This is a genomic window from Pseudomonas sp. WS 5059 (assembly GCF_012985525.1).
GTDB lineage: Bacteria > Pseudomonadota > Gammaproteobacteria > Pseudomonadales > Pseudomonadaceae > Aquipseudomonas.
This window is the reverse complement of record NZ_JAAQWO010000002.1, coordinates 597,166-611,431: the sequence shown is the minus strand read 5'-3', so window position 1 is coordinate 611,431 and position 14,266 is coordinate 597,166. Positions and strand designations below refer to the sequence as shown.

The window sequence follows — 14,266 nt, the reverse complement described above, 5'->3', positions numbered from 1 at the left end:
AATCGCCAAATCCCACGCATAAAAAAACCGGCCCTCTCAGGCCGGTTTTTTTTCACCGCGAACCTGGCTTACAGCTTGCCAGCGTTCTCGGTCAGGTAAGCCGCAACGCCTGCTGGCGAAGCGTTCATGCCTTTGTCGCCTTTTTTCCAGTTGGCTGGGCAGACTTCGCCGTGCTCTTCGTGGAATTGCAGAGCGTCGACCAGGCGGATCAGCTCTTCCATGTTACGGCCCAGCGGCAGGTCGTTGATGATCTGCGAGCGCACAACGCCCTTGTCGTCGATCAGGAACGCGCCACGGAAAGCCACGCCGCCTTCGGACTCAACGTCGTAGGCCTTGGCGATGTCGTGCTTCATGTCGGCAGCCATGGTGTATTTGACTTTGCCGATGCCGCCATCATTGATAGCGGTGTTGCGCCAGGCGTTGTGGGTGAAATGGGAGTCGATGGAAACGGCGACCACTTCAACGTTACGCGCCTTGAAATCGTCCATGCGGTGATCCAGGGCGATCAGCTCGGACGGGCAGACGAAGGTGAAGTCCAGCGGATAGAAGAACACCAGGCCGTATTTGCCTTTGATGGCTTCAGACAGCTTGAAGCTGTCAACGATTTCGCCATTGCCGAGGACGGCTGGGACGTCGAAATCCGGGGCTTGTTTGCCGACGAGTACGCTCATTGGTTATCTCCTGATGGTAATTGAAGTAAATGGACCGCCCTTGAGTCTGCCGCGAATTGACGACAGGCCTGTGACGCGATCACGCTTCGTAAAGACCGACCATCATACCTGAAAAAAGCCGTTCGTCAGTGTGGGGGCCAGGGCGGGCAACGGTTTGAGAAAGCACTTTGACAATCATTCTCGTTAACATTAAGATCCATCGCACTTAAGCCTTAAACCGCGATGGTTCTCCCTTATGTATGTCTGCCTCTGCACTGGCGTCACCGACGGACAAATCCGCGAAGCGATCTATGAAGGTTGCTGCAGCTACAAGGAAGTGCGTGAAACCACCGGCGTTGCCAGCCAATGTGGCAAATGTGCCTGCCTTGCCAAGCAAGTGGTACGGGAAACCCTGACAAAACTGCAGGTAGCCCAGGCGGCGATCCCCTACTCGGCAGAATTTACACACGCCTGAAACAGCCTATTTTAAAGAACCGGACTTAGTGTCCGGTTTTTTTATGCCTGTAATTCAAATAGTTAGGGCCAAGACGCGGAACACAAACATTCTTATTCCGATTAATTTTCATTTATTATTCAATAACTTAGGTTTGACACCAGTAATTGCGCAGCTCAAACTCCGCCCTATATACAACGAATACAGGGCAGGACCCCAATCATGAAAGGCGACATCTCAGTCATCCAGCAACTCAACAAAATCCTTGCCAATGAACTGGTCGCGATCAATCAGTACTTCCTGCATGCACGCATGTATGACGATTGGGGTCTGGAAAAGCTCGGCAAGCGTGAGTACAAGGAATCGATCAAGGCCATGAAGGACGCAGACGCGCTGATCAAGCGCATCCTGTTCCTCGAAGGCCTGCCGAACGTCCAGGACCTGGGCAAGCTGAACATCGGCGAGCACACCCTGGAAATGCTCAACAGCGACCTGGGCTTCGAACGCAAGAGCCATGCCGACCTCAAGGCCGCCATCGCCCATTGCGAAACCAAGGGCGACTTCGGCAGCCGCGAACTGCTGGAAGACATCCTCGAAGACCAGGAAGAACATATCGACTGGCTGGAAACCCAAGTTGGCCTGATCGACAAAGTGACCCTGGAGAACTACCTGCAATCGCAAATGGGTGAATAACCCATCGCCTGCCGGTAAACATCAGGCACAAAAAAGCCCCGCTCTCGAATGAGAAGCGGGGCTTTTTATTGAGCGCCGATTACGCTTCGGTCTTGGCCGCCGCTTTTTCAGCAGCATCCTTGATCAGCGCTTGCAACGAACCATCAGCCGCCATTTCGGTGATGATGTCGCTACCGCCGACCAGCTCACCGGCCACCCACAGTTGGGGGAAAGTAGGCCAGTTGGCGTACTTGGGCAGATTGGCGCGGATTTCCGGGTTTTGCAGGATATCGACGTAAGCGAACTTTTCGCCACACTGCATGACAGCCTGGGAGGCCTTCGCGGAGAAGCCGCACTGCGGGGCATTCGGCGCGCCCTTCATGTAAAGCAGAATGGTGTTGTTAGCAATCTGCTCTTTAATCGTTTCGATGATATCCATGGAACACCTCGGCTGGAACTTTGCGACTCACAGGTCGGCACGGTGGCGCATTGTAACGCAAAATCCCAGCGTGGTGCTCGGGCTCCCCGACAGACTCACTGCGTCACGCCGCCGCGACCTGCACCGGCACGCCATTCAATGCCGCGTTGCCCGACAACTCATCCAACTGCCGCTCATCCGTCAGGTCGTTGGCACTGGCCCCCGGCTGCGCGCTGGCAATGTTCATGTGCACGCCCGGCCGATCATGACCCCAACCGTGGGGCAGGCTGACCACGCCGGGCATCATCTCCAGGCTGGCCAGCACTTGCACCTCGATCATGCCGATCCGCGAACTGACCCGCACACGCTGCCCGTCACTGAGCTGGCGATTGGCTAAGTCATCCGGGTGCATCAGCAACTGGTGCCGCGGCTTGCCCTTCACCAGCCGGTGATAGTTATGCATCCATGAATTATTGCTGCGTACGTGCCGGCGGCCGATCAACAGCAACTCATCGACCTTGGGCAACGGCAATGCGGCAAACCGCGCCAGGTCCGCGAGGATCACTGCTGGCGCCGCCTGCACCCGACCATTGGCGGTTTTCAAGCGCGCGGCCAGGTTGGCCTTCAGCGGCCCCAGGTCCAGGCCGTGGGGATGCTCGGCCAACATCGCCACTGACAACTTGTGCGTGGAGGCGTCGCCATAGGCTCCCGCCCGCAGGCCCAGGTCAATCATCTGCGCCGGCGCCAGGGTCGGCTTGAGCGGGTTGCCGGTGCGGGCCGCAAACGCTTGGGCCAGGCCGACGAAAATCTCCCAGTCGTGCAGTGCACCCTCGGGCTTGGGCAGAATCGCCCGGTTGAAGCGCGTGACGTTGCGCACTGCAAACATGTTGAAGGTGGTGTCGTAGTGATCGTTTTCCAGGGCCGAGGTCGATGGCAGGATCAGGTCGGCATAGCGTGTGGTCTCGTTGATATACAGATCGACACTGACCATGAACTCCAGGCCGTCCAGCGCCTGCTCGAGTTGCCGCCCATTGGGCGTGGACAGCACCGGATTGCCAGCCACTGTCACCAGTGCGCGGATTTGTCCTTCGCCCTCGGTGAGCATTTCTTCGGCCAGGGCCGACACCGGCAACTCGCCACTGTACTCGGGACGCCCGGACACCCGGCTCTGCCAACGATTGAAGTGCCCGCCGGACGTGGCCGCCACCAGGTCTACCGCAGGCTCAGTGCACAAGGCACCGCCGACCCGGTCCAGATTGCCGGTAACTAGGTTGATCAACTGCACCAGCCAGTGGCACAAGGTACCGAACGCCTGGGTCGACACCCCCATGCGCCCGTAGCAGACAGCCTTGTCTGCCGCCGCAAAATCCCGCGCCAACTGGCGAATCTGCTCGGCCGGCACCGCGCATTGCGCGCTCATGGCCTCGGCGGTAAAGCCCGCGACAGCGCGGCGCACCTCGTCCAGGCCATCCACCGGCAAGTGGCTGTCGCGGGTCAGGTGCTCGCTGAACAATGTGTTGAGTAACCCAAACAGCAACGCCGCATCGCCACCGGGGCGCACAAACAGATGCTGGTCGGCCATGGCCGCCGTCTCACTGCGCCGGGGGTCGACCACCACCACTTTGCCGCCACGTGCCTGAATGGCCTTCAGGCGTTTCTCCACGTCCGGCACGGTCATGATGCTGCCATTGGAGGCCAGTGGATTGCCGCCAAGGATCAGCATGAAGTTGGTCTGGTCGATATCCGGGATGGGCAGCAACAGGCCATGGCCGTACATCAGGTGGCTGGAAAGGTGATGGGGCAACTGGTCTACCGATGTCGCAGAGAAGCGGTTGCGCGTCTTCAACTGCCCGAGGAAGTAATTGCTGTGGGTCATCAAGCCATAGTTATGCACGCTGGGGTTGCCCTGATACACCGCCACCGCATTGTGCCCATGCCGCGCCTGGATCCCCGCCAGCCGTTCGGCCACCAGGGCGAAGGCCTCGTCCCAGGGGATCGGCTGCCATTCGCTGCCCACCCGCAACATGGGCTGGTGCAGGCGATCGGGATCGTTCTGAATATCCTGTAGGGCCACGGCCTTGGGGCAGATATGGCCGCGGCTGAAGGTGTCCTGTGCATCACCCTTGATCGAGGTGATGGCAATACTGCCATCATCCGAGGTGGTGGTTTCCAGGGTCAGGCCGCAGATGGCTTCGCACAGGTGGCAGGCACGGTGATGGAGAGTCTTGGTCATGGCCAGTCTCTTTATTAGGGCTTTGGCCCGACTATGAGCCGCGCCCATCGGCGGCGCCAGCAACGTTCGCCCCGTGAATCAACGGGCATCAGGCCAGGCCATGGGTAAGCATGAGCAAATGTTTCAGAAACCTCCCACACCGCCCAGGAAACCGACCCAACCTGGCCCGGGGCCGCCATCACACATTGCAAAAGGTCGCGGCGCCAGTGTACAAATGACCCGCTGCTGTCCGTAAACAGGCCTCAAAAGTGCAATTCCCGCCCCTTTGAACACCCCTAAAAAACCGTAGCCTATTGGTAAGACGCGACATTTAGTGTCAATATCGCGCCTTCCCCTATTTCGTCGCCCCGTGCGGCTTTCGCCGCAGGTCTCGCCCGTTGTCACAATAAACAAGGCTTTGAGTATCTGCGGTCTGTTGCAAAAAGGTAGTTAATGATGAGCGCAAGGCACTTTCTCTCCCTGATGGATTGCACGCCCGAAGAGCTGGTCAGCGTGATCCGTCGAGGCATTGAGCTTAAAGACCTGCGTAATCGCGGCGTACTGTTCGAGCCTTTGAAAAACCGCGTACTCGGGATGATTTTCGAGAAATCGTCCACCCGTACCCGCCTGTCCTTCGAAGCCGGCATGATCCAGCTCGGCGGCCAGGCCATTTTCCTGTCGCCACGGGATACCCAACTGGGCCGTGGCGAGCCGATCAGCGATTGCGCCATCGTCATGTCGCGCATGCTCGATGCGGTGATGATCCGTACCTTCGCCCACAGCACCCTCACCGAATTTGCCGCCAACTCGCGGGTGCCGGTGATCAACGGCCTGTCCGATGACCTGCATCCCTGCCAGTTGCTCGCCGATATGCAGACGTTCCTCGAACATCGCGGCTCGATCCAGGGCAAGACCGTGGCCTGGATCGGCGATGGCAACAACATGTGCAACAGCTATATAGAAGCGGCGATCCAGTTCGACTTCCATCTGCGCATCGCCTGCCCCGAGGGCTATGAGCCGAGCGCCGAATTCCTGGCCAAGGCCGACGCCCGCGTACAAATCGTGCGCGACCCGAAGGACGCGGTGATCGGCGCGCACCTGGTGAGTACCGACGTCTGGACCTCCATGGGCCAGGAAGACGAGACCGCCAAGCGCTTGGCCTTGTTCGCACCCTATCAAGTCACCCGCGAATTGCTCGACCTCGCCGCGCCGGATGTGCTGTTCATGCACTGCCTGCCGGCCCATCGCGGCGAAGAAATCAGCCTCGACCTGTTGGACGACTCGCGCTCCGTCGCCTGGGACCAGGCAGAAAACCGCCTGCACGCCCAGAAGGCCTTGCTGGAGTTCCTGGTCCCACCGGCGTACCACCACGCATGAGCCAGCCACTTCTGCTGAATCTACGCAATCTGGCATGCGGCTATCAGGACCAACGGGTGGTGCAGAACCTCAACCTGCACCTTAACGCCGGCGATATCGGTTGCCTGCTGGGCTCCTCGGGCTGCGGCAAAACCACTACCCTGCGGGCGATTGCCGGGTTCGAACCGGTGCACGAAGGTGAGATCAACCTGGCCGGCGAAGTGATCTCCAGCGCCGGCTTTACCCTGGCACCGGAGAAACGTCGCATTGGCATGGTGTTCCAGGACTACGCGCTGTTTCCGCACCTCTGCGTGGCCGACAACATTGGCTTCGGCATTCGCAAACACCCGCACAAAGAGCGCGTGGTCGCCGAGCTGCTGGAATTGGTCAACCTGAAGAACCTGGGCAAGCGCTTCCCCCACGAACTGTCTGGCGGCCAGCAACAGCGCGTGGCCCTGGCCCGTGCGTTGGCGCCGGAGCCGCAATTGCTGCTGTTGGACGAACCCTTTTCCAACCTTGACGGTGAACTGCGGCGCAAGCTCAGCCATGAAGTGCGCGACATCCTCAAGGCGCGTGGCACCAGTGCGATCCTGGTCACCCATGACCAGGAAGAAGCGTTTGCCGTGAGCGATCACGTCGGCGTGTTCAAGGAAGGCCGGCTGGAGCAGTGGGATACGCCCTACAACCTCTATCACGAACCGCTGACACCCTATGTCGCGAGCTTTATTGGCCAGGGTTATTTCATCCGTGGCCAGTTGAGCACGCCGGAGTCGGTCAGCACCGAGTTGGGCGAGTTGCGCGGTAATCGTGCCTATACCTGGCCGACTGGCTCTGCGGTAGACGTTTTGCTGCGCCCGGATGACATCGTGTATGCACCGGACAGCGCCTTGAAAGCGCAGATTGTCGGCAAGACCTTCCTGGGTGCCTCGACCTTGTACCGCTTACAGTTGCCGACCGGCGCCCAGCTGGAATCGATTTTCCCCAGCCATGCCGATCATCAGGTGGGTGCGCAGGTGGGGATCCGCGTGGCGGCCGAACACCTGGTGCTGTTCCAGGCCTCGGGGAGCACGGCGGCGCAGATTCCGCAGGTGGAGTCCGGCGTGCGGCGCTACAGCACTGCCAGCTGAAGAAACCGAATCCAAAATGTGTGCAGGCTTGTGTGGGAGCCTGACTTGCCCGCGATGCAGGCGCCTCGGGTTGTCAGCTACAGCGAGGTGATGCTATCGCAGGCAAGCCAGCTCCCACAGAGGCTCGCTCCCACATTTGATCCCACCGTTCTTGAAATCAAGCCCGGCCAATCGGCGCAAATTTGCCCTGGGTCTGCTCGGCCAACACCGCCGCCGCCAACTCCACTTCCAAGCCCCTCCTACCCGCACTGACAAAAATTGTCGCAAAAGGCTGTGCGCTCTCATCGATGAAGGTGCGCAAGCGTTTCTTCTGCCCCAGCGGGCTGATCCCGCCCAACAAATAGCCGGTAGAACGCTGCGCCGCAGCGGGGTCGGCCATCTCGACTTTCTTCACCCCTGCCGCATGCGCCAGGGCCTTCAAATCCAGACTTCCGACGACCGGCACCACCGCCACCAATAACTCGCTCTTTTCGCTGCTGGCGAGCAGGGTCTTGAACACCCGCGCCGGGTCGAGACTCAACTTCTCCGCGGCCTCCAGGCCATAAGAGGCGGCCTTGGGGTCATGTTCGTAACTGTGGATACGATGTTCGGCGCGAACTTTTTTCAACAAGTCCAATGCGGGTGTCATAGGGGCTCCAGGCTCGGGGGAAACGTGGAAAAGCAGGCCACCGATTCTAGGACAAACCCAGGCAAAACGCTCTAGTGCAGGGCGCTGTGCGACGAATCCGCGCAGATCCTGGCCACGCTCGCCGCCCATTGCGTCGCCTTGTTGCGGCGATCATTCACCGTGTTAATAGTTTGAAAATGACCGACCGTTCACTTTCGACCTTTGACAGCGGTGTTTCTTGTCTATATTTTTTCGTTTCCGAATACTGTAGGAATCTATCCACAGTGTCCGAGCAGTAAGCCGTGACCAGGATGGGGATCCTCGTCACGGTGAAAATCGCGCACCGCCCGTTGTGGCACCGCGCCAGACAAGAAAAAAAATCGAGGTTTTCAATGACAACTGCTCTTCAACAGCCTTCTCTTTCAAGCCAATGCATGGCCGAGTTCCTCGGCACAGCGCTGCTGATCTTCTTCGGCACCGGCTGTGTCGCTGCGCTCAAGGTCGCGGGTGCCAGCTTTGGCTTGTGGGAAATCAGCATCATCTGGGGGATCGGCGTGAGCATGGCGATCTACCTGAGCGCCGGCATTTCCGGGGCTCATCTCAATCCAGCCGTCAGTATCGCGCTGTGCATCTTTGCCGATTTCGACAAGCGCAAACTGCCCTTCTACATCATTGCCCAGGTTGCCGGCGCCTTTTGCTCGGCCGCGCTGGTCTACACGCTCTACAGCAACCTGTTTTTCGATTACGAACAAACTCACCAGATGGTCCGCGGCTCCGCAGCCAGCCTGGAGCTGGCCTCGGTGTTCTCTACCTACCCCCACGCCTTGCTGAATACAGCCCAGGCGTTCCTGGTGGAAATGGTCATCACCGCCATCCTCATGGGCGTGATCATGGCCTTGACCGACGACAACAATGGCTTGCCCCGTGGCCCGCTGGCCCCGCTGCTGATCGGTTTGCTGATCGCGGTGATCGGCAGCGCCATGGGCCCGCTGACCGGGTTTGCGATGAACCCGGCACGGGATTTCGGCCCTAAACTGATGACGTTTTTCGCCGGTTGGGGTGAAATGGCCTTCACCGGCGGGCGCGATATTCCTTATTTCCTGATTCCGATCTTTGCACCGATTGTCGGTGCCTGCCTCGGCGCTGCGGCCTATCGCGGGTTGATTGCCCGCCATCTGCCCAACGCCACAGCCGCTACAACTGATGCAGCCGAAACCGCCGCCAGCGGTAACACCCGAACTTCCTGAAAGCGGTAGCCTGGGCCCTTCTGCCCCTTTGCGGCCCAGGCTACTTACCCATTCCCTTTTTCCGTCCAAGGCAATCGACATGACCGACACACAGAATAAGAACTACATCATTGCCCTCGATCAGGGCACCACCAGTTCCCGGGCGATCATCTTTGATCGTGACGCCAACGTGGTGTGCACCGCCCAACGCGAATTCGTCCAGCACTACCCGCAAGCCGGCTGGGTCGAGCATGATCCGATGGAAATCTTCGCCACCCAAAGTGCCGTGATGGTCGAGGCCCTGGCACAAGCCGGCCTGCATCACGACCAGGTTGCCGCCATCGGCATCACCAACCAGCGTGAAACCACGGTGGTCTGGGACAAGATCACCGGTCGCCCGATCTACAACGCCATCGTCTGGCAGTGCCGACGCAGCACCGAGATCTGCCAGCAGCTCAAGCGCGACGGCCATGAGCAATACATCAGCGACACCACCGGCCTGGTCACCGACCCGTACTTCTCCGGCACCAAGCTGAAGTGGATCCTCGATAACGTCGAAGGCAGCCGCGAACGCGCGCGCAACGGCGAACTGCTGTTCGGCACCATCGACAGCTGGCTGATCTGGAAATTTACCGGCGGCAAGACCCACGTCACCGACTACACCAACGCCTCGCGCACCATGCTCTTCAACATCCACACCCTGGAGTGGGATGCGAAGATGCTCGAGGTGCTGGACATCCCGCGGGAAATGCTGCCGCAAGTGAAGTCCTCCTCGGAAATCTATGGCCGCACCAAAAGCGGGATTGCCATCGGCGGCATTGCCGGTGACCAGCAAGCCGCCCTGTTCGGCCAGATGTGCGTCGAGCCGGGCCAGGCGAAAAATACCTACGGCACTGGCTGCTTCCTGCTGATGAACACCGGCGACAAGGCCGTCAAGTCCCAGCACGGCATGCTCACCACCATCGCCTGCGGCCCCCGTGGCGAAGTGGCCTACGCGCTCGAAGGCGCGGTGTTCAACGGCGGCTCCACCGTGCAGTGGCTGCGCGACGAGCTCAAGATCATCAACGACGCCCACGACACCGAATACTTCGCCAACAAGGTCAAGGACAGCAACGGTGTATACCTGGTGCCGGCGTTCACCGGCCTGGGCGCTCCGTACTGGGACCCCTATGCCCGTGGCGCGCTGTTCGGCCTGACCCGTGGCGTACGCGTGGATCACATTATTCGTGCAGCCCTGGAGTCGATTGCCTACCAGACCCGCGACGTGCTCGACGCCATGCAGCAGGACTCCGGCGAACGCCTCAAATCCCTGCGGGTGGACGGCGGTGCGGTGGCCAATAACTTCTTGATGCAGTTCCAGGCCGATATCCTCGGCACCCAGGTCGAGCGCCCGCAAATGCGCGAGACCACGGCGTTGGGCGCCGCCTACCTGGCCGGCCTGGCCTGTGGCTTCTGGGGCAGCCTGGATGAGTTGCGTGGCAAGGCGGTGATCGAGCGCGAATTCGAACCGCAACTGGACGAGGCCGCCAAAGAAAAACTCTACGCCGGCTGGAAAAAAGCGGTCAGCCGCACCCGCGACTGGGAACCCCACGAAGGCGCCGAATAAGCCACGCGCCGGACCCACTTAGGGTTGTAACTGGCAGGGAGCAGATTCCTGCGTCATCATGGGCCACTTTTTTGTACGGCAGCCCAAAGGACGCCCCATGAATCTGCCTCCCCGTCAGCAGCAAATCCTCGAACTGGTCCGCGAACGCGGCTACGTCAGTATCGAGGAAATGGCGCAGCTGTTCGTTGTGACCCCGCAAACCATCCGCCGCGACATCAACCAACTGGCCGAAGCCAACCTGCTGCGTCGCTACCACGGCGGCGCCGCCTATGACTCCAGCGTCGAAAACACCGAGTACGCCATGCGTGCCGACCAGATGCGCGATGAAAAACAGCGTATCGGCGAAGCCATTGCCGCACAGATCCCCGATCATGCCTCGTTGTTCATCAATATCGGCACCACCACCGAATCCATCGCCCGGGCGCTGCTCAACCACAGCCACCTGAAGATCATCACCAACAACCTCAACGTCGCCATGATGCTCAGCGCCAAGGACGACTTTGACGTGCTGCTGACTGGCGGCAATGTGCGCCGTGACGGCGGCGTGGTGGGCCAGGCCAGCGTGGACTTCATCAACCAGTTCAAGGTCGACTTCGCCCTGGTGGGTATCAGCGGCATCGATGAGGACGGCAGCCTGCTCGACTTCGATTACCAGGAAGTGCGGGTTTCCCAGGCGATCATTGCCAATGCACGCAAGGTGATCCTGGCGGCGGACTCGAGTAAATTCGGGCGCAATGCCATGATTCGCCTGGGGCCGATCAGCTTGATTGATTGCCTGGTCACCGATCAGCAGCCGGTGCCGGCGCTGGTGCAGTTGTTGAGCCAGAACAAGATTCGCCTGGAAGTCGTCTGATCTGGCGCTGAGATCTCTGGCGCCTGGACCACCGTCATCGCGGGCAAGCCCGCTCCCACAGTTGGAATGCGATCAACCTGTGGGAGCGGGCTTGCCCGCGATGGCGGCCTAAAGAGCAACAACCCTCTTGAGCCAGCAGCAGGCTCAATGTTCACAATTTTTCCTTTCCCCGCCCTTCGATGAGTTTTTTCAATCGAAGTCGACTGGCTGTGCCCGCGTTTATAGGCTACCATTTTCGCAAATGAACATTAATGTTCGAATTCAAATATAAATAAAGATCGCGAGGCCAGCCGATGACCCCTTCTACCTTGCCTGCTCCACCCCTTGCCGAAGTCTATGATGTTGCCGTTATCGGTGGTGGGATCAATGGCGTGGGCATCGCGGCAGACGCAGCCGGTCGCGGCCTGTCGGTATTCCTTTGTGAAAAGGACGACCTGGCCAGCCACACCTCGTCCGCCAGCAGCAAGCTGATCCACGGCGGCCTGCGCTATCTTGAACATTACGAATTCCGCCTGGTCCGCGAGGCCCTGGCCGAACGCGAAGTGCTGCTGGCCAAGGCTCCGCACATCGTCAAGCAGATGCGCTTTGTGCTGCCCCATCGCCCGCACCTGCGCCCGGCCTGGATGATTCGTGCCGGCCTGTTCCTGTATGACCACCTCGGCAAGCGCGAAAAACTCGCAGGTTCCAAGAGCCTGAAGTTCGGTGCCGACAGCCCGCTGAAAAGCGAGATCACCAAGGGCTTCGAATACTCCGACTGCTGGGTCGACGACGCACGCCTGGTAGTACTCAATGCCATGGCCGCCCGGGAAAAAGGTGCGCATATCCACACCCAGACCCGCTGCGTCAGCGCCCGTCGCAGCAAGGGCCTGTGGCACCTGCACCTGGAACGCGCCGATGGCAGCCTGTTGTCGATCCGCGCCAAGGCCCTGGTGAATGCGGCCGGCCCGTGGGTCGCCAAATTCATCAAGGATGACTTGAAGCTCGATTCGCCCTACGGCATCCGCCTGATCCAGGGTAGCCACCTGATCGTGCCAAAACTGTACGAAGGCGCCCATGCGCACATCCTGCAGAACGAGGACGGGCGTATCGTCTTCACCATTCCGTACCTCAACCACCTGACCATCATCGGCACCACCGACCGTGAGTACACCGGCGACCCGGCGAAAGTGGCGATCACCGAAGGTGAAACGGACTACATGCTCAAGGTGGTCAATGCCCACTTCAAGCAGCAGTTGAGCCGCGACGATATCGTGCACACCTATTCCGGCGTGCGTCCGCTGTGCAACGACGAGTCGGATAACCCGTCGGCCATCACCCGCGACTACACCCTGGCGCTGTCCGGTACTGGCGAGGAAGCGCCGATCCTGTCGGTGTTCGGCGGCAAGCTGACCACCTACCGCAAGCTTGCCGAGTCGGCCCTGGCGCAACTGGCCCCGTACTTCCCGCATATCAAGCCAAGCTGGACGGCCAAGGCCAGCCTGCCCGGCGGCGAAGACATGAGCACCCCGGAAGCCCTGGCCTCGGACATTCGCAGCAAGTTCGAGTGGATCCCCAGCGAAATCGCCCGCCGCTGGTCGACCACCTATGGCAGCCGCACCTGGCGCCTGCTCGAAGGCGTGCAATCGCTGGCCGACCTGGGCGAGCACCTGGGTGGTGGCCTGTACACCCGGGAAGTCGACTACCTGTGCGCCGAGGAATGGGCGACCCAGGCCTACGACATCCTGTGGCGCCGCACCAAACTGGGGCTGTTCACCACCTCCGAGGAGCAGGAAAACCTGCAGCGCTACCTGGTCAAGGTCGAGCAGAACCGCAACAAGATCGAAGCGGCCTGAGTGACAAAGCCCCTGCACCGAAAGGTCCAGGGGCTTTTTTTGGCTCGCACATCGTAAGCAGACTCCTACAAATTCGGTTTTCCGAACGCGATACCTCCCCCTATTCGGTTTGCCGGACTTAAACACCGGATAAACATCGTCACATAAAGTTAATCACCATATAAATCATATAGTTAGATCTTTATTAGCAGTCTGGCACGACTCATGCTCTACACTTGGGACGTGTTTGCCTGAGATGCTTCAGGAGCCGTCACAGGCATTCGCTGTATCGAAAGAGCCGTCCAGGCTTCATAAAAAAAACAAATGTCGAGGAAGTATTGATGCGTATCGTTCCCCATATTTTGGGCGCAGCCATTGCTGCCGCTCTGATTAGCACTCCAGTCTTCGCCGCCGAACTGACCGGCACGCTGAAGAAAATCAAAGAGTCGGGCACCATCACCCTGGGCCACCGCGACGCCTCCATTCCGTTTTCCTACATTGCGGATGGTTCGGGCAAGCCAGTGGGCTACTCCCACGACATTCAACTGGCCATCGTCAAAGCTGTCGAGAAAGACCTCGGCATGAAGGAAGGCGAGCTGAAGGTCAAATACAACCTGGTCACGTCGCAAACTCGTATCCCGCTGGTGCAGAACGGCACCGTGGACGTTGAGTGTGGTTCCACCACCAACAACGTTGAGCGTCAGCAACAAGTCGACTTCTCCGTCGGCATCTTCGAAATCGGTACCCGTCTGCTGTCCAAAAAGGACTCGACCTACAAGGATTTCGCTGACCTCAAGGGCAAGAACGTCGTGACCACCGCCGGCACCACGTCCGAGCGCATTCTCAAGTCCATGAACGCTGATAAGCAGATGGGCATGAACGTGATCTCCGCCAAGGACCACGGTGAGTCCTTCCAGATGCTGGAAAGCGGCCGCGCCGTTGCCTTCATGATGGACGATGCGCTGCTGGCCGGTGAAATGGCCAAGGCCAAGAAGCCAGACGACTGGGCTGTAACGGGGACTGCACAGTCCTACGAAATCTACGGCTGCATGGTTCGCAAAGGCGATGCACCGTTCAAGAAAGCAGTCGACGATGCAATCGTTGCTACCTACAAGTCGGGCGAGATCAACAAGATCTACGACACCTGGTTCCAAAAGCCGATCCCACCAAAAGGCCTGAACCTGATGTTCCCGATGAGCGACGAACTCAAGGCCCTGATCGCCAATCCGACCGACAAAGCAGCCGACGACAAAACGGCTGAAAAAAAGTCCTGA

Annotated in this window: 13 protein-coding genes; 9 read left to right on the top strand and 4 right to left on the bottom strand. The window is 59.5% G+C overall.

Annotated features, from left to right (window positions below):
* Positions 1–68: 68 nt before the first annotated feature.
* Positions 69–671 carry a peroxiredoxin gene (locus HBO12_RS07500; RefSeq protein ID WP_032858443.1) on the bottom strand — a complete coding sequence of 201 codons (603 nt, stop codon included), beginning with the start codon at positions 669–671 and terminating at the stop codon, positions 69–71.
* Positions 672–906: 235 nt separating this feature from the next.
* On the opposite strand from HBO12_RS07500, the gene HBO12_RS07495 reads away from it, so the two are divergent.
* Together HBO12_RS07495 and bfr are read left to right on the top strand one after the other, a co-directional pair.
* Positions 907–1,125, top strand: coding sequence for a bacterioferritin-associated ferredoxin (locus HBO12_RS07495; protein ID WP_038442994.1), 219 nt, complete (start codon positions 907–909; stop codon positions 1,123–1,125).
* 201 nt (positions 1,126–1,326) lie between these two features.
* Positions 1,327–1,797, top strand: a complete 471-nt coding sequence (gene bfr / locus HBO12_RS07490) for a bacterioferritin (RefSeq protein WP_038442996.1) — start codon at positions 1,327–1,329, stop codon at positions 1,795–1,797.
* 79 nt (positions 1,798–1,876) lie between these two features.
* Here bfr and grxD read toward each other — a convergent pair whose 3' ends face one another.
* Both grxD and HBO12_RS07480 read right to left on the bottom strand, forming a co-directional pair.
* Complete coding sequence (grxD, locus tag HBO12_RS07485) at positions 1,877–2,215, bottom strand: Grx4 family monothiol glutaredoxin (RefSeq protein WP_032858447.1); 339 nt, start codon at positions 2,213–2,215, stop codon at positions 1,877–1,879.
* Positions 2,216–2,318: 103 nt separating this feature from the next.
* Complete coding sequence (locus tag HBO12_RS07480; protein ID WP_170041833.1) at positions 2,319–4,427, bottom strand: molybdopterin oxidoreductase family protein; 2,109 nt, start codon at positions 4,425–4,427, stop codon at positions 2,319–2,321.
* 435 nt (positions 4,428–4,862) lie between these two features.
* Between HBO12_RS07480 and argF the strand changes: the two genes are divergently transcribed.
* Positions 4,863–5,783 (top strand): ornithine carbamoyltransferase, encoded by a 921-nt coding sequence (gene argF, locus HBO12_RS07475; RefSeq protein ID WP_169954448.1) that lies wholly within the window; start codon positions 4,863–4,865, stop codon positions 5,781–5,783.
* On the top strand, positions 5,780–6,889 hold the full coding sequence (locus HBO12_RS07470) for an ABC transporter ATP-binding protein (protein ID WP_169954449.1): 1,110 nt from the start codon (positions 5,780–5,782) through the stop codon (positions 6,887–6,889). The genes argF and HBO12_RS07470 overlap by 4 nt, the downstream gene beginning before the upstream one ends.
* Before the next feature lie 157 nt (positions 6,890–7,046).
* Here HBO12_RS07470 and ybaK read toward each other — a convergent pair whose 3' ends face one another.
* Positions 7,047–7,517, bottom strand: coding sequence for a Cys-tRNA(Pro) deacylase (gene ybaK / locus HBO12_RS07465; protein WP_170041832.1), 471 nt, complete (start codon positions 7,515–7,517; stop codon positions 7,047–7,049).
* A gap of 371 nt (positions 7,518–7,888) precedes the next feature.
* Here ybaK and HBO12_RS07460 point away from each other — a divergent pair, with 371 nt between their 5' ends.
* From HBO12_RS07460 to HBO12_RS07440, 5 genes are all read left to right on the top strand, one after another.
* The gene (locus HBO12_RS07460; RefSeq protein ID WP_169954451.1) at positions 7,889–8,743 is read left to right on the top strand and encodes an MIP/aquaporin family protein; all 855 of its coding nucleotides are present in this window, start codon (positions 7,889–7,891) and stop codon (positions 8,741–8,743) included.
* A 79-nt stretch (positions 8,744–8,822) separates the two neighbouring features.
* A complete protein-coding gene (gene glpK, locus HBO12_RS07455) occupies positions 8,823–10,328 on the top strand; it encodes a glycerol kinase GlpK (RefSeq protein WP_169954452.1) in 1,506 nt (501 codons plus the stop codon).
* A gap of 97 nt (positions 10,329–10,425) precedes the next feature.
* Entirely contained in the window at positions 10,426–11,181 is a 756-nt protein-coding gene (locus HBO12_RS07450) for a DeoR/GlpR family transcriptional regulator (protein WP_038443004.1), read from the top strand.
* Between the two features lie 293 nt (positions 11,182–11,474).
* On the top strand, positions 11,475–13,013 hold the full coding sequence (glpD, locus tag HBO12_RS07445) for a glycerol-3-phosphate dehydrogenase (RefSeq protein ID WP_170041831.1): 1,539 nt from the start codon (positions 11,475–11,477) through the stop codon (positions 13,011–13,013).
* 320 nt (positions 13,014–13,333) lie between these two features.
* On the top strand, positions 13,334–14,266 hold the full coding sequence (locus tag HBO12_RS07440) for a glutamate/aspartate ABC transporter substrate-binding protein (RefSeq protein ID WP_170041830.1): 933 nt from the start codon (positions 13,334–13,336) through the stop codon (positions 14,264–14,266).